Source organism: Faecalibacterium sp. HTF-F (assembly GCF_023347535.1).
Classification (GTDB): domain Bacteria; phylum Bacillota; class Clostridia; order Oscillospirales; family Ruminococcaceae; genus Faecalibacterium; species Faecalibacterium wellingii.
Map to the genome: position 1 here is coordinate 191,876 of NZ_CP094473.1, position 17,386 is coordinate 209,261.

Here is a 17,386-nt window from a genome sequence, read left to right on the forward strand (position 1 = left end):
GGGAGAGCTTTTTGCATTTTACGGGAAGCACAAAGAAAGCTCCCCCTTTCGGGGGAGCTGGATGCGAACAAAGTGAGCAGACTGAGAGGGGTTACAGCGCCGAATAGCCAAAGCTGTTCACCAGCGCATCGATGTGCTGGCCGGCCTTGCACATGGGGCAGTCGCGGCTGTCGAAGCTGGCGTAGTCCGGCAGGCTGGAGGGGTCGAAGATCGAGGTGACCTCATAGCCCATGCACTCGTGGGTGGTGGCGAAGATGGCAGAAAGGCCCGCCACCATGCCGCCGTAGTAGTTCACGGCTTCCACAGCGGCCTGCACGGTGTAGCCGGTGGTGAGGGAAGCGGCCAGAATGAGCACATGCTTGCCCTTGACCATGGGGGCCAGATTGTCGCGCAGAATGATCTGGCTGCCGGTGGTGTACTCCGGTGTGATGACATAGATGGTCTGGTGGGCGTTCATGTTGGCAAAGCCGTCCTTGGTCAGCTCGTTGGCAAGGCAGGTGCCGATGACCTGCGTGCCGTCCAGACAGAGCACGGTATCCACGATGGTACTGTGCTGGTAGGCGGAAACCAGCTCCTTTGCCACGGCTCTGGCCTCGGAAAGACGGGACTTCTGGGTAGTGACGTCGATGTAGTAGTTGATATGGCTGTGGCTGGTAGCAAAGTGGCCCTTTGCCACGCGCAGGAACAAGTCGCTTTTCTTGGTGGGAAGCTTTACCATGTTGATCATCGAAACAGCACTCCTTTTTTCAGGTTCTTCGGGTCGCCCCTCAAATGCAAAAAGCACCGCATCCCTGCGATGCTCTTTCACGTTTTTATATCCCTATTGTACCGAAAAAAGGCCCTGTGCACAAGGCACAAAACAACTAAAAAGCCTTGGCTGTTTTACAGCATAACTTCCAAAAACTGGGATACAAAAAGGCCCGCACCTTGCGGGTGCGGGCCATAACACTGCCGAGAAAAATTACAGGCCAAAGAGGCAGCTGATATCCCAGGTTGCGTAGACATCGCTGTAGGTATCGTTCTGCGCGCCCAGAGCGTTGTGGCGGGGGAAGTAACGGACTTCCACCTTCGTTGCACCGGTGAAATCAATACCCGTGACGGTGATAAAGGGATTGTACGGTGTTTCCACCTTCATGCCTGCTGCACCGCCATTATCGGTGATATGAACCTTGGCAGGGGTAGTAGTATCACCAAAGTCAGAGCCGTCCGTATAGCTCTTAATACCGTCAGTGGTGGTCACATCAATCTGATAAGAATAGTTCTTGCAGGAGCAACCCTGAGAAACAGCATAGTGTTCAAAAGGCAGAATCAGAGTTTGAGTGTTAGAGTCATACGTGGCACCAGTCTTCAGGATCTGGTGATCCTCTGTGCCGCCAAAGCCCAAAATGCCGCCGGACTTGCCGCCGAAGGTCAGCTTGCAGTCCTCACCTTTATAGGTGCCGTAGGGGCGGTTGGGGTTGGAGAAGCTGCCACATCCGGTGAACATGCTGGAGCCGGCAACGGCAACTGCTGCAACAGCAGAGTACTTCATAAAATCACGGCGGGAGAATGTATAAGACATAATAATTCCTCCTTTGAATAAAAGATCATAATAAAGCCTTGCGGCGTTACCTATAAAATAGGCGAAAACGGGGCAAAAGTCAATGCTTTTGGCAAAATAAAAGTATGAAAATTTGAGCAGCAACGTACATTCCGGACGAAATTTCGTCCCGGAAAACCGTTCTCTCAGGCGCGGGTCATGTCGGCGGCGGTCATGTTGAAGGTGATGGTCTTATCCGCCACAAAGGTGGGCATGTAGGTGATCTGCAGGTTCTGCCAGCCCTTGGGGACCATCAGCATCAGCTGCAGATAGCCGCTGCCCTGCGGGGGCAGGTTGGTGGACTCGGAGAAGGTCTGGGAGTTGGAGTTGTACAGCGAGATGTTGGCACCGCACTCCACACCCTGACCGTCGCAGGAAGCGGCAAAGTCGGTGGAAGCAGCAGCCAGTGCGTGGAAGTTGGCGTCCACGTTCTCCTGCGGGGGCACAGGGTAAGCGGCGTTGATCTCGGCCAGATTCTGTGCGCCGATGTTGAAGGTCTGGTTCTTGGTGCGGTTGACCACAGTGACCAGCACGGCGATATATTCATAACCCTCCTGTGCGGGAGCGGTATCGATGCGGAACAGGCTGGTCAGCATCACGCCAAGGCCATTCCAGTTGCTGACCTTATCGCCGACCTTGACATCCACGATGGTGTCACCGCCACTCTGCTGGCAGCCGCCCAGCAGGCCTGCTGCACCCAGAGCAACAGCGGATGCGCCGGTGCACTTGAGGAACGTACGGCGGGAAATGGGATTCGACATAAAGAGATCCTCCTTATCGATCGGAAAAAACGTATTCCAGAATATTCTAATTTGTTTATACCCTTTCTGCCCGCAAGATGCAAGGGTTTCGGGGCTGAATTTACAGCTTTTTCACAGGAATATCACCCTTCGTGAGAAAGGCCCTTCACATGCGTCTCGCTGGTTTTGACCAGATTTAACAGGCTGGGCGTATAAAGCGGGAACTCCCGGGTCAGGCTTTCGGTGGTCATGGAAAGGCAGGCCGGGTCCTTGACGCCCTCGCCGCCGTTCACATCCTGCCCGGTCAGCAGGGCTTCCACGTTGGCCTCGGACATGCGCATCACGGCGTCGGAGCAGCCGCGCCAGCGGATGGGCTCGATGCTGAACAGGCTGGCGGCGTTGTGGGGCTCTGCCGAGTACAGCAGGCGGAACATCTTTGCCACGGCCATCATCAGATAGGTGCTCACCTCGGTGGTCAGGGCCTTGCTGTGGCACTGGCCGATCTTGGCGTACAGCACATTCAGGCTGTTGGAGATCAGCTTTTTGTTCATGGTGGGCAGCACGCTGCCGTGGTAGATATTATCCTTCATCTTATCCGGGTTCGGGATGTCCTCTGCGGAGAGCATCATGCCGTTGCGCTCTGCACTGCGGCCCAGAAGATAATCGCAGGAGACATTATAATAATCAGCCACACGCACCACAAAATCCAGACCGCATTCGCGGATGCCTTTTTCGTAGTGGGAAAGCAAAGCCTGCGAAACGCCCAGATCCTCGGCGGCCTGCTTCTGGGTGATGCCGCGCTCCTTGCGCAGCAGCTTGATGATACGGTTGAATTCCATGATTTTTGGCTCCTCAAAGTTCGGTGGAATGGAACATCCTTGTTTTTTGTTTACAGCAGGTTGATTATACACAACGGAAAACCTTTTGTAAAGCAAGAAAAGTGACGATATTTTTCGTTGATTTTCGTCATTTTTGTCAAAAGGCTTGCTCTGGATACCATATCTATGTTAAACTAAAGGTATTAACGCATACATTTTGTGGCGTGCGCAAAGCGGCTGCCACCGCCAAAGGGTGAAAAATCTGGCAGACGGGATGATTTTCTGCCAGATTTTTTCTCCGCAGCGGCACCGGCAGCCTGTTTTCGCGCAGGCCGCACAGTGATAAAGAGAGGCACTACCCATGAAAACTTTCAAGCTTCACCTCATCCGCCACGGCATGACTGCCGGCAACCTGCAGGGCCTGTACATCGGCAGCGGCACGGACATCCCTCTGTGTGATGAGGGCCGCGCTCAGCTGGCGGAGCTGAAGGAGCGGTTCGAGTATCCGCAGGTGGATACCGTGTTCTCCTCTCCCCTGCTGCGTGCAGTGGAGACGGCAAACATCCTGTTCCCGGATGCAAAGCACACCTTTACGGTCCACGACCTGCGGGAGGCCGGTTTTGGCAAGTTTGAGAACAAGCCTGTCAAGGAGCTGGTGCACGACGAGGACTTTAAAAAGTGGATCACGCCGGGTTCCAACTATCTGCCGGAAGGGGCAGAGCCCACCGACCAGTTCCACGCCCGCTGCGCCGAGAGCCTGATGAAGCTGTTCGAGTATATGATCCGCATGGACGTGACCGAGGCCGCCTGCGTGACCCACGGCGGCGTCATTATGAGCATGCTCAGCCAGCGCGCCGTGCCCACCCGCCACCCGGAGCAGTGGATGGCAGACCCCGGCTGCGGCTACACCGTGCAGACCGATGTGCAGCTGTGGATGCGGGACCGTCTGGTGGAAGCCATCGACATCGTGCCCTTTGGCTATGCCGACACCCTGCGCGGTCAGGCCGAAGCCGAGGAAAACGAGGCCTTTGAATAACAAGCCGCTTTTACAGTTGAAAGTGCGGGTAAGGAAACAGTTACAGTTTTGGCCTATCCCTTGACAGAAACAGCACAATCCTTTATTGTATAAGGAAACGATTGCTTTAGGAGGAAGTTCCATGTCCCAGTCCATTTCCCGCCGGTCATTCCTGAAATGTGCCGGTTCCGGTGCAGTCAGCCTTGCGGCAGCGCTGCTCACCGGTGTATCTGCTGCGGCGCAGCAGCCGCATCTTGCGGGCGAGCCTGCCCTGCTGGACGGCAAGGCGGCCGTGGAGCTGCTGGGCTATGCCCCTGCGCAGGAAATGGGCAATGTGCTGGTGTATCTCTCGGTGGAAAACCTCTCTGCCGCTGCCCTGCCGGTGGGCGCAAGCTATCTGCAGAGCCGCGAGGTGCGCACCCTCAGCGACCTGTACAGCATGGGCACCGGCGTCACCGCCGTATGTGACGGCAAGCCGGTGCGCTGCGGCAGTTTTGCCGCGCCGCTCTATGGCGAGAACGCGGCGGACGCTTCGGTGTTCACCCTGAACCTGACGGCGGGCCGCGGCGCGCTGCTGCACTGCTTCTGCGCTGTGCCGGAGAGCTGGCAGACGCTGGAACTGACCTACCACCCGGACTTTGCGGCAGGCCGCAGTGTGGCCTTCACCGTCCACCGCAGCACCGACAAGGCCGTTCTGGGCATGGTGCCTGCTTCCCCTGCCGAGGTGGGCAGCGTGGTGGATCTGTAAAGGCTCCTCTCAGGCGTACTCAAAATACAAAAAGACCATCTGAGAAGCATTCAAAATGCCTCAGATGGTCTTTTTTGTTCTGTCAGTTCAGCGCATTCTGCCCGGCAGAGTCCAGCACGGTCAGCTCCTGCCCGGTCACGCTGGACACCATTGCGATGTAGCTGCGGCCGGCGCAGATGGACAGCGGCCTGCCGTCTGCATCGTAGAAGACAAAAGTGGAATCGGTCCCCTGCGTCCATGTGATGTGCCACAGCCGCCCGCCGTTCAGCCATACACCGCCGCCAAAGGAAAGGTCATAGTCCAGCGTAAGGCCGTCGTCCCGCAGGCTGGATGCGGAGTAGAGAACCAGAAGATTATCGAACCGGGCCTGCGTGCCGGTGTTGGTGTCCAGCTGGGCGCTGCCGTCGGCGCGGAGCATCCCATAGCTGCTGCTGGCAGCATCGTAGGCAAAGCCGGTGGTGCTCTGCGGGGCAAAGTTTATCAGCACCTGTTCGGCGTCCCGGGAACCGGGCTCCGGCAGGCGGGGCTCTTTGGCCTGCGGCAGCAGGGCGGGCAGAGCGGAAATGGCAGAGCTGTCCTCGGCGGTGCTGGCCGAGGAGGAAGCGCTGCTGCCGTGGTCGCCCAATGCGCCGGAAAGGTTCAGACGGCCCAGCACGGAAGTAATCTCCTCGCCGCTGGTGTGCCACAGCGGCGCGCCGCTCCAGACATCATCGCAGGAAAAGGCGTTGCGGCCCACTTCCAGCGCATCTACGGCCCGGAGGTTATAGTAGTCCAGATAGTTGCGGGTAAACTGGCCTGCGCCCCGCTGGATGGGCAGCACCTCCTGTCCGCTGAGCAGCCGCCAGTAAAGGTCCTGCCCCAGCGTGACCGGGCCGACGGTGGGCATGGCCGACACCGACGGATAGGCCAGACACAGGCTGGTGGGCCGGCCGTTTACGGTCAGGGCCTCCAGCACCACCGAAGCGCTGCCAATGCCCCACTGGGTGGTGCTGGCGGGCGCATTGTCGATGACGACGGCGGCGACCCGCTCGCCGGGATACTGCAGCTCCTGCCCGGTCAGAGGGTCAGCAGGCGCAGAGCCGGCCGGTGCGGTGCTGCCGTTAAAGGTGCACCCGCACAGCAGCGCAGCGCACAGCACCGCAGTGCCAAGGGCCAGATTCCAGATGCGTTTCATGCTGTTTCCTCGTTACTGATAGCTGAAATTGGACCACTCGTCATCGTCCACGATGGCAAGATAGGTCTTGCCGCGGTTGAAGAGCATCTCAGCGCCGGTCTTATCGTAGACCCGCAGCGGGTGCTCCGGCGAAGCCTTCTCCCAGCGGCCATGCTGCACGCCGCCGCGGCTGAAGCAGTAAGCGTCGCCGCCGGAGATGTAGCTCACCTGCTGCACATCGCCGGAGTCACCGGGATAGCGCTCGATGGGCGCAAAGCAGACCAGCAGATTGTCAAAGCTCAGCTGCTTTGCATTCAGCTCGTCCACGGTGTTTTCAAATTTGCCGGAGATGCGGCTGTACATCTGCATTTTATAGGTGCGGGACTGCGGATCATAGCGGAAGCTGGTCTTGTAGTGGTCCGAGTGGGTGATGCTGACCGCCTTGCCGGAGGAAGCACCCGCCATGGCATTCTCCTCGCCGGTGCGGTAGTCCGCAAAGCGGAAGAAGGTGGCGTCGTAATCGTACTTCAGCCCGATGCCGGCGTTGGAAGCGGCCTGCCGGATCTCCTTGCCGGAGGTGAACTCAGTGTGTTCATAGGCCACATCCCGGCCGCGGCTGTCGCGGTGAGCCACATGCGGATGGGTGGGAGTATTAAAGTAGCTCTTGCCGCCGATGTTCAGGCCGGAGTAGTTGTATACACTGATGAACTTGGTGCAGGCGGCACTTTCGCCATCGTGATAGTACAGGGCCTGATAGGGCATCAGCAACTGCAGAAACTGGTCGCGGCCAGAGCGCAGCGGGCCGATCTCCGGGATGGAATCGGCATCGTGGAACACCGCGCAGAAGCGGGTGATGCCGCCCTCCACCTTGCATTCAATGAGCAGGTCGGCAGAAGAAAGGCCGCGCTGCGGGCGGGCGTTCTGCCGGGTGGTGTTGGAAATGTTGTTGACCATCACGCCCACGATGCGCCCATTGCTGCGCTTGGCTTCGCCAGTCAGCGGGTCGGCATCGTACGCCGGCAGTGCGGCAAGGCTGGCAGCGGGCTGCTCGCCTGTCGGCAGCGGGGAAGCAGCTATAGCCTCCGAGGATGCAGCAGAAGAGGCGGCGCCGGAAGAGCTGACACCGAAAGTCTGCTGGAGCCAGGCAGAGAAATTACTGCCCAGAATGGCGCTGCCAGAAGCGCTGCAGCCGGAAAGCGCCAGCGCTGCAGCGGCAGTACCGGTAAGACGGAGAACGGCACGACGAGTGAGCTTCATACGAAAAACCTCCTGCTCAAAACAGTATCGGTGTGGCCCGGCAGGACGCCGGTGCCGGAAAAGGCGGACGGGTGCAGCACTGCCGGGCAGAAAACACGGCGTGCAGCAGACGGATTTGATTTGATTGTAACGGTTCTGCCTGCGTTTGTAAAGAGGAAGTTATCGGTATGAAGCCCCCGCCCTCTGCCGACACCGGAGCATCTTCGACCTGCTGTGCGGATGGAAAGCGGAAGCCCACACCGATGCAGGAGCTTTTTGCGCCTTTTTGTCCGGGAACCCTTGCATTTTTGCGCAAGTTGTGGTAATATTATTCGGCAGTATGTTCACTGCAGAAATATGCGCTCGTAGCTCAGCCGGTAGAGCATCTGACTTTTAATCAGAGGGCCAGGGATTCGAGTTCCCTCGAGCGCACCAAAAGGACGATAAATCGTTGAAAGAAACGGTTTGTCGTCTTTTTTGTTTTATATGGACATTTTGGACTTGTACCTGTGATTTTTTCAAAAAATGCAGAGGTCAGAGGTACAAAAATGAAGAAGATTCAGAAGAATGCAGTCCGGTTTGATAATCTAAAGCAAGATTTTTTGGACGATAAGAAGTATTCTGGCACAGCAGAAGCCACGTTGAACGGCTATCGGTATGATATTACACGGTTTTTGAAGTTCCTGTCAGATGAACAGTTAGCCGTGAATGAAGCAGGATTCAAACGGTATGTTATCCACTTGACGGATAGCGGAATGACCGCAAACAGCGTCAACCACTATATCCGTTCGGTGAAAGTGTTCCTTTACTGGTGCATGGAGCAGGACGAAATAGCACCGTTCAAAATCAAGATGGTAAAGGCACAAGAAACCATCAAGGACGTTTACACGCAGGGAGAACTTTGTGCGCTGATTCAGCCGCCGAAACGTGAGGACAGCTTTGTTATCTGGCGCAGTTGGGCTATCATCAACTTTATTTTGGGAACAGCAGCACGAGAAGCAACGGTCTGTGAAATGCAGATGCAGGATATATCTTTTGATGACCGAACGATTACATTTCGACATCTAAAGAATAAACACGTTCAACTGCTGCCCATGTCGGAAGCACTGGCAAGCTGTTTGAAGAAGTACATTTCCCTTTGGCGGCAGGATGCAGACGAAACAGCGTATCTGTTCCCTTCTTTTTATGATGAGCCATTATCCACAAATGCACTGAAACACAGTCAAGCCCGCTACAATCGCAGCCGTGGCGTTGAAAAGACCAGTGTTCACCTGTTGCGGCACTCCTTTGTAAAAAACTGGTGTATGTCTGGCGGTAATGTGTTCAAGCTGCAAAAGGTGTTAGGACACAGCACCTTGACCATGACGCAGCATTATGCTAACCTGTATTCAAACGACCTGCGAGAAGGATTTGATAGCCACGCTGCACTGGATGGATTGCAGAAAAAGCGGCGTACTGCTATTACAAAGACAGCAAAGCGGAGGTAAGCCAGATGCACAGCAGTTACTTTGTACTAAAGAACAAGGAAGGAAAACAGGCTGAACGGATTGTAAAGGACTATCTGACAGGCCGGGGCTATACTGTGCAGGATGTGAGCGAAGAACAGGATAATTACCAAAATGACGTTGATTTTATTGTGCAGAAAGACGGACGCACAAGCAAAATTGAAGTCAAGCTAGATACCCGGTTAGCCGAAACACAGAACATTGCCTTTGAAGATGTGTTCTATCTAAAAGATAAGGAAACAGGACAGACGGAAACACGAGAGGGCTACTATCATTATTCACAATGCGACTTCTTGATTTTTGTAAGTCCTGCTGATAAGAACTTGTACATGGTGCATTTTCGCAAGCTGAAAGAAAACAATGATTCGTTGGAAAACTGCTTTAAGTTTGTGAAGTTCTACTCTTATACTGACAGATGCCAAAAGGGAATGAGGGTTATTCCTATCAGCACACTAAAGGAAAAAGAGCTGTTGAGTGTCTTTTCTTACCAGTGAAACATAGCTGCCCGGCGGGGCAGCTACAATATAAAAATGAATAGAAGGCTGCTGCACACGGTTAAATGCCAGTGCAGCAGCCTTTTTTCATATCTTGATATCAAATTTTCTTGACAGCAGAGCCTTTTGTGCTGTGATTCTTTTCAGATGGACTATTTTTGCTAGATTTACCAGAAAAGTCCACCGTTTCTTTTCGGGCTGCAATGTAAGAAACCAAGTCGTAAACCAGCCGCTTCTCCTGCTCGTTCATGTCCCGGAGAACAATCTGTTCTTCTGATTCAAGGCCTAAAATATCATCGGTTGTCGTATGAAATAGCTGTGCAAGGGCTACAAGGTATTGTGCCGTTGGTGCAGAGAGTTCCATTTCCCAAGCGTTGACGCTGGCTCGTGTGACTCCTAGTTTTCGGGCAAGGGCGGACTGTGAAAGCCCAGCGTTCTCCCTTAGACGTTTGATGTTGTCCGAAATCATGTTCTCGCCTCCCTGCAATTACTTTACTATACACAAGATGATAATAAATTATCCAAAAGTGCATAGTTTTGTTGACAATCGGGAAGGCAAAGCGTACAATTGGAATACGGACGTTCTGCTATCACAGGAACCCGGTGTTGGCGAGAAATTCAAATGAGAAAGGAATCACAGGAAAATGAAACAGCGTGCTTTTTTAGCCATTGGAACAATCGTGCTTTGTGCCGGACTGCTTGCAGGGTGCGGAAAAATCACAAAAAGTGTGGAGATTAACTACGGCGAAACATACAAAATTGAAGATGAAAAATTAGAAGGCAAAGAAAATATGACGTGGGAAAGCGCAGACGCTGAAATTGTCGAGGTTGCGGATGATGGCACAGTGACTGCTAAAGCACCCGGCAAAGCTAAAGTTGCAATCAAAGAGAACGGAAAATCAGTTGGGGAATATACGTTTAATGTGTCGATTGTCCCGATTGAACAGATTATTTTCTCGTCGGATACTATCGAAGTGACAGATGGTGACACCGTTGCAGTGAAATATACCTTGCTCCCGCAGAATGCAAGCGACTACGGCATCACATGGACATCGGCAGATGAAACTATCGTAAAAGTGCGTAATGTAGATGAAGTAAAACTGATAGCTCAGTCTGAAGGAAAGACTACCATTATTGCAACCACAGATAACGGGGTGACAGCCCAGTGCGCGGTTGAGGTTGTCCCCAAAAGTGCTTATGAACAGTTGACAAAAGATGAAAAGGAATTTGTGAACGATATTCTGCCGATTATGAGTAATTTTAAGAATCCTGCTTCAGTTCGATTTAACGCTATTTATAAGCTGTTCGATGGAAATTACACTTTAGATGTAGCGGCTCAAAATGGCTTTGGTGGCAACACCGTAACTACTTATATGTTTGATGCAAATTTGAATTATTTCCTGGAGATGGATAACTACAAAGAAACAAAGGGTAATATGAATGCAGACCTTGTAACACAGGCGGTGCATGAAAAACTGGGCTACTGATAATCTGTCCCTATAATATAAGAGGAAATCATAATGGAGTACCACTTTACAGGAACGGGCGGTTCACCAGACTTTACCTTTATTGCAGACGGCATTATTGATGGGACTGGGAAGTTTATTTTTTACACAGCTATCAAGAATATAAAGGTGACACGAAAGGGCGGGAATGCGGCGTTAATAATCACCACAGCAGAAAGTGGTGTGAAAGAGCAGTGCGTTTATTTGGTAGACGGGAAAGATGAGACTGCATTAAAAGCAGCCCTTTCAGAAATGGGAGTTATTTCTAAAGTAGACATCAAAAGGAACGTCAACAAACAAGTAAGGCGTTTCAAGAACTCAATAACCAAGAAAACTATTTTTATGACGGCAGCGGTTGTAATTTTTCTAGGTAGCTGTCTGGGATGGTATATTAACAGGCAAATACAAGTTCGTAATGCTGCAAATTCGATTACCAGCATAGTAGAAGCTTGTGGGTTAAGTGACGTGACAGTTGATTTAAGAAGAATAAGTGATGACGGACGGACGCACTGGTATTATGCTGATGTGACTTGTTCAAACTGGGGAGAACTTAAACCAAGTAAAATGCTACAAACTTATCAAGAAATGGAAAATTCTGTTGGTTCCAAGATAAAAGTATGTAAGGAACGTGTATCGTTGGGAAATATCTACTCAGGAGATGATTGCTATAAGGTGTACACATCTTCAAAAAGTGTGTATAAGAATAAAGACGTAATTTATAAAGGGTATGTTCCTAGCACGAGTGCGTCTAAGCATGGTTCTAGTTCTGCATCGAGTAAAACGGATGAAATACCGCAAGAAAGTAAAAATGCACTTTCAAGGGCAGAACGTTATTATCACGACATGGATTTGTCCAAATCGCAGGTTCGCAAGCAGCTTGAATATGAAGGCTATGAAAAAGACGCGATAGACTACGCTATGAAGAATCTAACCTAAGAGCAATCTAAGCACAAGACCGCAGACGGAACAAAAGCCGTTTGCGGTCTTTTCTTATTTAGATGTGAATTTTGTCAAAACAGAGTATACTTGCCTATTACATCCCAAAAGCCGCTATTATTGTAAAAATAGACTTTATTTTAGATTTGTTTTGCGAAATGTAAATAAAGTTATTGACTTCGCTTTTACATTGAGATACAATAAGGGTGGAGATAATCACAGGATGAAAGGACAGGCTTGCAGTATGGCACACGTTGCTTATGTACGAGTTTCCACCGCTGAACAGAACGAGGCGCGGCAGATTGAAGCCCTCAAGAAGCACGGCATTGACAAGTGGTTCACGGAAAAGGTCAGTGGCAAGAACATGAACCGCCCGCAACTGGAAGCCATGCTTGACTATATTCGTGAAGGCGATACAGTCTATATCCACGACTTCAGCCGCCTTGCCCGCAGTACCAAAGACCTCCTTGCCATCGTGGAGCAGCTACAAGCCAAGAATGTGCATCTAGTATCTAATAAGGAGAATCTTGATACCAGTACCCCCACGGGAAAGCTAATGCTGACGATGATTGCAGCCATCAACGAGTTTGAACGTGAGAATCTGCTAGAACGTCAGCGGGAGGGAATTGCAATCGCCAAAGCAGCGGGCAAGTTCAAAGGCGGTCAGGTCAAGCGCATTGACGATAAGACCTTCTGTGCAGCGTATGACCGTTACCAGCATCGAGAACTGAACAAGACCCAGCTTGCAGCAGAATTGAGAATCAGCCGCCCGACACTGGATAAGATGCTGAAGGACAGAGGACTGGCATAATACCACGCACCCCGCAAGGGGTGCTTTTTTGTCGGAAACACACTCCCCCACCTAAAAACAAATCCGGAACGAATTTTTGTTAAAATAGCAGTGCAGCCGTTCAATCTGTATTCAGAGAAAAAATCGTGACCGATTTAATTTTTACCCGGTTTGTGTTCATAACACAGAAAAATCCAAACGATATGCGATATGGCACCGATGTGAATAAATATTCATAAATAAAGAAAAATGCAGGATATTCAAATATGAGCGATTCATATCAAGATATAGCTTAATCTCATATCTTGATATGAAATAGTGGCTTAATATCGTGATATAATGCCAATTCTGTTCATAAAAATTTCACAAATTTTCCCTTGACAAGCCCGGAGAAGTGGAGTATAATTATGCACGAAAGACTGAATATGCAGTCTGAGCGCCGTTGAGTTGCCTACGGCACAGTAAAGGCACACAATATCAGAACGAAAGGGGTCGTTATATGACTAATCGACAGTAGAGCTATCTTAGAATCTCGGATTACCAAAGCTGGACAGCGGGCATCTACCTTATAGATGCACCGTGCGGTAGCGGTAAGAGCAGCTTCGTCATGAATGTGCTTTATCCGTATGTCCATGCGGGTGGCAAGCGGATGATACTGTTCTCTAATCGAAGAGCATTGCTGGAACAACAAAGACGGCAAACACAGGGTACAGACGCAACGTGCATGATTTGCCAAAAATTGGAGTACGACTTCAATCATGGCAGGAAAGCAATAGAATGGGTCGAAAGAAATTTTGATTACATTATTATAGATGAAGCACACTACCTATTCCAAGATGCGCTGTTTAACCGCAACACAGAAATCATGCTGGATATGGTGGAACAGCTTCAGGAATCTAAAGTTATCGTCTTGATGTCTGCAACAGCGGGCTTACTGAAAAAGTATTTTGTCGGCAAGATAAAAAAGACCTACCATGTATCAGCAGATTACAGTTATATTAAGACGGTATATTGTTATACTACACCGGATTCTGTCAACAAAATTTTGAATGAAGTTCCTCTGGGTGAAAAGGTGGTCATGTTCGGGGATAATAAAAAGCGTCTACGAACATTGCATCGCGAGTACCCGGATAGTGAATATCTGAACAGCGGGAACAAAGACGAAAGTCTAGCATTTCGGCAGATAACGCAGAACGAGTGCTTCAGCTGTCAAATGCTATTTACCACTAAAGTTCTGGACAATGGTGTAAACCTGAAGGACAAAGCTATTAAACACATTATAATAGAACAAACCGATATGGTAGAGTTCATGCAATGTTTGGGGCGTAAGCGCGTTCAAAGTCCAGATGATACAATAACTTTGTATTTCCTTAATAGTGTTTTCAGTATTGCAGGGCGATACAAAGATTTGAAGAGAGACTTAGTGATTGTTCAACAATATCTGAATGCAAGAGCATCAGGTTATGAGCAAGGGTTCTGGAAAATCAACAGAACTGAATATATTCCTCTGATGTTCGACAATTCACACCATCTAGTAAAACCTGCATACTACAAAACATTAAGTGACTGTGCATTTTACAGAGATATTCTGAATAAGAAAACGTCACTTGTTCAGTAGGTCAGAGAATCTTTAAAATTACCCATTATTCCGTATGAACGAGTTTCAAAAGATTATAAGTTGAATTATTATCTTTCTCAAAATGTTGGAAGAAAGTATTTTAAGGATGATAGAAACGAATTGATTGAAAAAATTAATCTAAGACAAGACGGACATATAAAAAGTTCGTTTAAGCTGCTTTATCAATGTCTGATGGAAAGTAATGTCGATTTCACCTTGAAAAGCGGAATCGACAACAGAAAAGTCTATTGGACGATTGAGCCAAAATAAAGATGCAAAAAATCTACGTCACCCTTAATATTAAAGGTGACGTAGAAAAACTGCACAGGATTCACAGGTCTGCCCGTTTGCGTTCGCTTTACGGGCTACCTCTGCGGGCAGATAAAAAGAAGGTGATAAGGTTTTGAAGAAATGTTTTTTGTATTAGATTACAAGCAAGATGTAGCCAAATTGCAATGTGGCTATCAAAATAAATAGATTTTTATTAAGGAGGACATCTTATGTAGAATGTTTTCAACTGTCTTGATGAACTCAAGAGGTTTAAAGAAATTCCGCCTAATACTATTGTTATAGAAGAACGGAATGGAAAAACGGTTACATGGCAGTAGATACCCTCTGAACAAACAGATGGGTATGATACAGGTGCAAATTATCTTGTTAGTGATTAGGGCGATTCCTATTCGATTCATCGACACAGCTGTATGAAAAACCATGATAATGGTAATGGCTATTTCGGTATCAATTTAAGATACGGAGGTGAGATGCATCGAAAAAGCCTTAGTCACACAATCTGGAATACATTTGCACCGCAGGAAGAAAGAATATATAATTGGATAGAAGCCGGGATGCAGATAAATCATCTTGACGAAAACCCGGCGAATAATTCTTTTTCAAATCTGAAACCGTGTACCCCAAAAGAAAACTGTAACTACGGCCATCACAATGAGCGGATTTCAGCGGCGAACAGAGGCCGTCAAATGTCAGATGCACAGCGACAGCATATTAGTGAAGCGCTCAAAGGAATTGGCGCAAAGGCGGTTGTCTAGTTGGATGCGGCTGGAAATGTCGTTGACAGTTATCCAAGCATTACGGATGCAGCGCAAAAAACCGGGGCTGACTCTGGCAATATAAGTGCTGTCTGTAATGGGCGGCGACATACCGCTGGCGGTTATCACTGGCAGTTTATCTAAAAATTCAAGTCTATCGAAATAAAACCCGATAGGCTTTTCTTTTAGATTTACACACAGAACTCCTGCCCGGCGGGGCAGGGTTGCAGCATCTAACAGGATACATAAAGACCCCGCCGGGCAAGTAGAAAGAGTAGACAAACAAAAGATATATTTTAAGTTGGTATGACAGGAATAATAGAAAAGGCTGGGTGGCTGTTCTAATAGACGTTCTGACAGCTTTTCTCTTTTTAGATACAAAAGCGGACGCACAAACAGAAGAACGCTTATAGGGCTTGCTAGAACCTGTTTTCATAAACCGAAATCCAGCATAAAGACACGGCTTTGAATGTTGACTTTTTGACGATATGAAGTTATAATTTATATATCGAAATCACAGGTACAAGATACCGAAAAATCAGATGTCCTAAAAATTATAAAACGTATTATCGTTCTAAAACAAGAGAACTCGTAGCTCAGTCGGTATTTCGCGACTTTTAATCAGAGGGCCAGGGATTCGAGTTCCCTCGAGCGCACCAAAATCCCACGAAGAATCGCAAGATTCCTCGTGGGATTTTCTTTTTATACGCCATTTGCACGGTCTCTGCACGGTTTTTGCACGGTCCGCATTTTTCGTGTCAGATGGAGTAAGTCTGTGAATTACTCTGCAATTCGTGCTATTTTTTGCAATTCAGGTCAGCAGAGCCAGGCGAAGCTGCGCTTTTACGGCAGGGTCTGCGTCCTTCAGAAGCTCCAACAGTGCCGACACGGAGATAGTCGGTTCTGCTTCAACCGGGGCAGCCTGCACAAGTGTTGCTCCCGGCTTGTAGAAGCCTTCCTCGAACTTTTTGCCCAGCTTTTTGCGGGAATCCTGCTGGATGTGTGCATAGGTGTTGACCAGAAGATTAGCGCTGGCATGGCCCGTTGTGCCCTGTACCGCTTTCACATCGCCGCCGGAGATCATCAGTTGGTAGGTGGCACTGGAATGCCGCAGGCCGTGAAACACGATGCGAGTGAACTCCGGGTGCTCGTCCTGCCACTTGATGAACTTCTTGCGGATGAGGATCGGCTCTACCGCCAAACCGTTGGGCAGGCGCAGCAGCATCCCGCTGTTGCGATAGCGTTCCGGGTCAACAGCTTCGTCCATTTCCAGACGCTTTAGCCAGTGCTTCAATTCCTCTTTCAACACGGCTGTCATGAAAATGGTTCGGTTGGAAGATGCTGTTTTGGTCTTTTTGAGCACTAGCGTTGTGGTGCTGCCCTCACGCTTATCCTCAAATTCCTGCAGGATGCAGTCCTTGCCTGTTTTTGCCAGCGATGCCTTCTGGACACGCTGCATACACTTGTTGATGCGGAAAGTGCCTGTACCGTCTGCTCCATCAAAATCAAGATCTTCCGGAGTCAGGCCAGCGACTTCGCCCTCTCGCAGCGCGCCCACCAGCGTAAGATGGACAGCCAGATGCAGAATCGGATCCTCCATGCTGGCAAGTGCGGCCCACATCTCGTCCGCATCCCAGATGGCACGCTCCTGAATCGACTTTTTAGGGCTGTCCACCGGAACGGGGCTTTTGATGAGGATACCCCACTCCACCGCATATTGGAACGCTGTCCGCAGCAGGCGGTGTACCTCGTGGATGGTCGTGCCGGAGAGAAACCGCTGCTGCTGTTTTTCCGAAAGCACCTGCTTTTTGCCCTCATAATACTGGCCGCAGGGCGTTTTGCCAAGAGTAGCATACAGGTTCTCCAGATGGTAGGGCTTGAGCTTTTGCATCTGCATATCGCCGATGTACGGAATAATGAGGTTCTGGACCGTTCCCAGATTGGATTGATAGGTCTGCGGTGCCCACTTGTGCTTGTTACACTGTTTGGGAAGCCACTCCATCAAAAACTCTTTGACGGTGATGGTGGACGGAATCAGAAACGTTCCGTTTGCCAGTTCATGTTCGATTTGTTTTTTGCGGTTTATTGCCTCCTCTTTCGTGGAAAAACTTTCCCATTTGTTGCAGTTTTTACCCTGCTCGTCTTGGTAAGTATAGCGGACACCATAGGAGCTGCCACGTTTTGTGATATATGCCATACGTTA

17 protein-coding genes and 1 tRNA gene are annotated in these 17,386 nt (G+C 49.9%); 9 read left to right on the forward strand and 9 right to left on the reverse strand.

Features of this window, described 5'->3' with window-relative positions:
- Nucleotides 1-91 precede the first annotated feature (91 nt).
- The 4 genes from MTP37_RS00910 to MTP37_RS00925 all read right to left on the reverse strand — a co-directional run bounded on the left by MTP37_RS00910 (nt 92) and on the right by MTP37_RS00925 (nt 3,158).
- Complete coding sequence (locus MTP37_RS00910) at nt 92-727, reverse strand: phosphoribosyltransferase (RefSeq protein WP_249237793.1); 636 nt, start codon at nt 725-727, stop codon at nt 92-94.
- A 234-nt stretch (nt 728-961) separates the two neighbouring features.
- Nucleotides 962-1,561: a twin-arginine translocation signal domain-containing protein gene (locus MTP37_RS00915; protein ID WP_249237794.1), complete on the reverse strand. Its 600-nt coding sequence runs from the start codon at nt 1,559-1,561 to the stop codon at nt 962-964.
- Nucleotides 1,562-1,725: 164 nt separating this feature from the next.
- Nucleotides 1,726-2,340 carry a twin-arginine translocation signal domain-containing protein gene (locus tag MTP37_RS00920; protein ID WP_249237795.1) on the reverse strand — a complete coding sequence of 205 codons (615 nt, stop codon included), beginning with the start codon at nt 2,338-2,340 and terminating at the stop codon, nt 1,726-1,728.
- 122 nt (nt 2,341-2,462) lie between these two features.
- A complete protein-coding gene (locus MTP37_RS00925; RefSeq protein ID WP_249237796.1) occupies nt 2,463-3,158 on the reverse strand; it encodes a helix-turn-helix domain-containing protein in 696 nt (231 codons plus the stop codon).
- Nucleotides 3,159-3,498: 340 nt separating this feature from the next.
- Between MTP37_RS00925 and MTP37_RS00930 the strand changes: the two genes are divergently transcribed.
- Both MTP37_RS00930 and MTP37_RS00935 read left to right on the forward strand, forming a co-directional pair.
- On the forward strand, nt 3,499-4,173 hold the full coding sequence (locus MTP37_RS00930) for a histidine phosphatase family protein (protein WP_249237797.1): 675 nt from the start codon (nt 3,499-3,501) through the stop codon (nt 4,171-4,173).
- Nucleotides 4,174-4,294: 121 nt separating this feature from the next.
- Nucleotides 4,295-4,900 carry a Tat pathway signal sequence gene (locus MTP37_RS00935; RefSeq protein ID WP_249237798.1) on the forward strand — a complete coding sequence of 202 codons (606 nt, stop codon included), beginning with the start codon at nt 4,295-4,297 and terminating at the stop codon, nt 4,898-4,900.
- Between the two features lie 82 nt (nt 4,901-4,982).
- Here the strand turns inward: MTP37_RS00935 and MTP37_RS00940 are convergent, their stop codons facing one another.
- Together MTP37_RS00940 and MTP37_RS00945 are read right to left on the reverse strand one after the other, a co-directional pair.
- Nucleotides 4,983-6,074: a DUF3048 domain-containing protein gene (locus tag MTP37_RS00940; RefSeq protein ID WP_249237799.1), complete on the reverse strand. Its 1,092-nt coding sequence runs from the start codon at nt 6,072-6,074 to the stop codon at nt 4,983-4,985.
- Nucleotides 6,075-6,086: 12 nt separating this feature from the next.
- Nucleotides 6,087-7,310, reverse strand: coding sequence for a DUF3048 domain-containing protein (locus MTP37_RS00945; protein ID WP_249237800.1), 1,224 nt, complete (start codon nt 7,308-7,310; stop codon nt 6,087-6,089).
- Nucleotides 7,311-7,648: 338 nt separating this feature from the next.
- Here MTP37_RS00945 and MTP37_RS00950 point away from each other — a divergent pair.
- The 3 genes from MTP37_RS00950 (at nt 7,649) to MTP37_RS00960 (ending at nt 9,288) form a co-directional block, all read left to right on the forward strand.
- Nucleotides 7,649-7,724: transfer RNA gene (locus tag MTP37_RS00950), tRNA-Lys, on the forward strand.
- 113 nt (nt 7,725-7,837) lie between these two features.
- The gene (locus MTP37_RS00955) at nt 7,838-8,776 is read left to right on the forward strand and encodes a tyrosine-type recombinase/integrase (RefSeq protein WP_249237801.1); all 939 of its coding nucleotides are present in this window, start codon (nt 7,838-7,840) and stop codon (nt 8,774-8,776) included.
- A 5-nt stretch (nt 8,777-8,781) separates the two neighbouring features.
- Nucleotides 8,782-9,288: a hypothetical protein gene (locus tag MTP37_RS00960; protein WP_249237802.1), complete on the forward strand. Its 507-nt coding sequence runs from the start codon at nt 8,782-8,784 to the stop codon at nt 9,286-9,288.
- 100 nt (nt 9,289-9,388) lie between these two features.
- Here MTP37_RS00960 and MTP37_RS00965 read toward each other — a convergent pair whose 3' ends face one another.
- Nucleotides 9,389-9,757 (reverse strand): helix-turn-helix transcriptional regulator, encoded by a 369-nt coding sequence (locus tag MTP37_RS00965; protein ID WP_242960041.1) that lies wholly within the window; start codon nt 9,755-9,757, stop codon nt 9,389-9,391.
- Between the two features lie 175 nt (nt 9,758-9,932).
- Here MTP37_RS00965 and MTP37_RS00970 point away from each other — a divergent pair, with 175 nt between their 5' ends.
- From MTP37_RS00970 to MTP37_RS00985, 4 genes are all read left to right on the forward strand, one after another.
- Entirely contained in the window at nt 9,933-10,775 is an 843-nt protein-coding gene (locus MTP37_RS00970; RefSeq protein ID WP_249237803.1) for an Ig-like domain-containing protein, read from the forward strand.
- A gap of 33 nt (nt 10,776-10,808) precedes the next feature.
- The gene (locus tag MTP37_RS00975) at nt 10,809-11,729 is read left to right on the forward strand and encodes an Ltp family lipoprotein (protein ID WP_249237804.1); all 921 of its coding nucleotides are present in this window, start codon (nt 10,809-10,811) and stop codon (nt 11,727-11,729) included.
- Between the two features lie 244 nt (nt 11,730-11,973).
- Complete coding sequence (locus MTP37_RS00980; RefSeq protein ID WP_249237805.1) at nt 11,974-12,540, forward strand: recombinase family protein; 567 nt, start codon at nt 11,974-11,976, stop codon at nt 12,538-12,540.
- Nucleotides 12,541-13,087: 547 nt separating this feature from the next.
- The gene (locus MTP37_RS00985) at nt 13,088-14,137 is read left to right on the forward strand and encodes a DEAD/DEAH box helicase family protein (protein ID WP_330221220.1); all 1,050 of its coding nucleotides are present in this window, start codon (nt 13,088-13,090) and stop codon (nt 14,135-14,137) included.
- A 980-nt stretch (nt 14,138-15,117) separates the two neighbouring features.
- On the opposite strand, the gene MTP37_RS13250 is transcribed toward MTP37_RS00985, so the two are convergent.
- Nucleotides 15,118-15,576: a hypothetical protein gene (locus MTP37_RS13250; protein WP_249237807.1), complete on the reverse strand. Its 459-nt coding sequence runs from the start codon at nt 15,574-15,576 to the stop codon at nt 15,118-15,120.
- 418 nt (nt 15,577-15,994) lie between these two features.
- Nucleotides 15,995-17,380 (reverse strand): site-specific integrase, encoded by a 1,386-nt coding sequence (locus tag MTP37_RS00995; protein ID WP_249237808.1) that lies wholly within the window; start codon nt 17,378-17,380, stop codon nt 15,995-15,997.
- Nucleotides 17,381-17,386 lie beyond the last annotated feature (6 nt).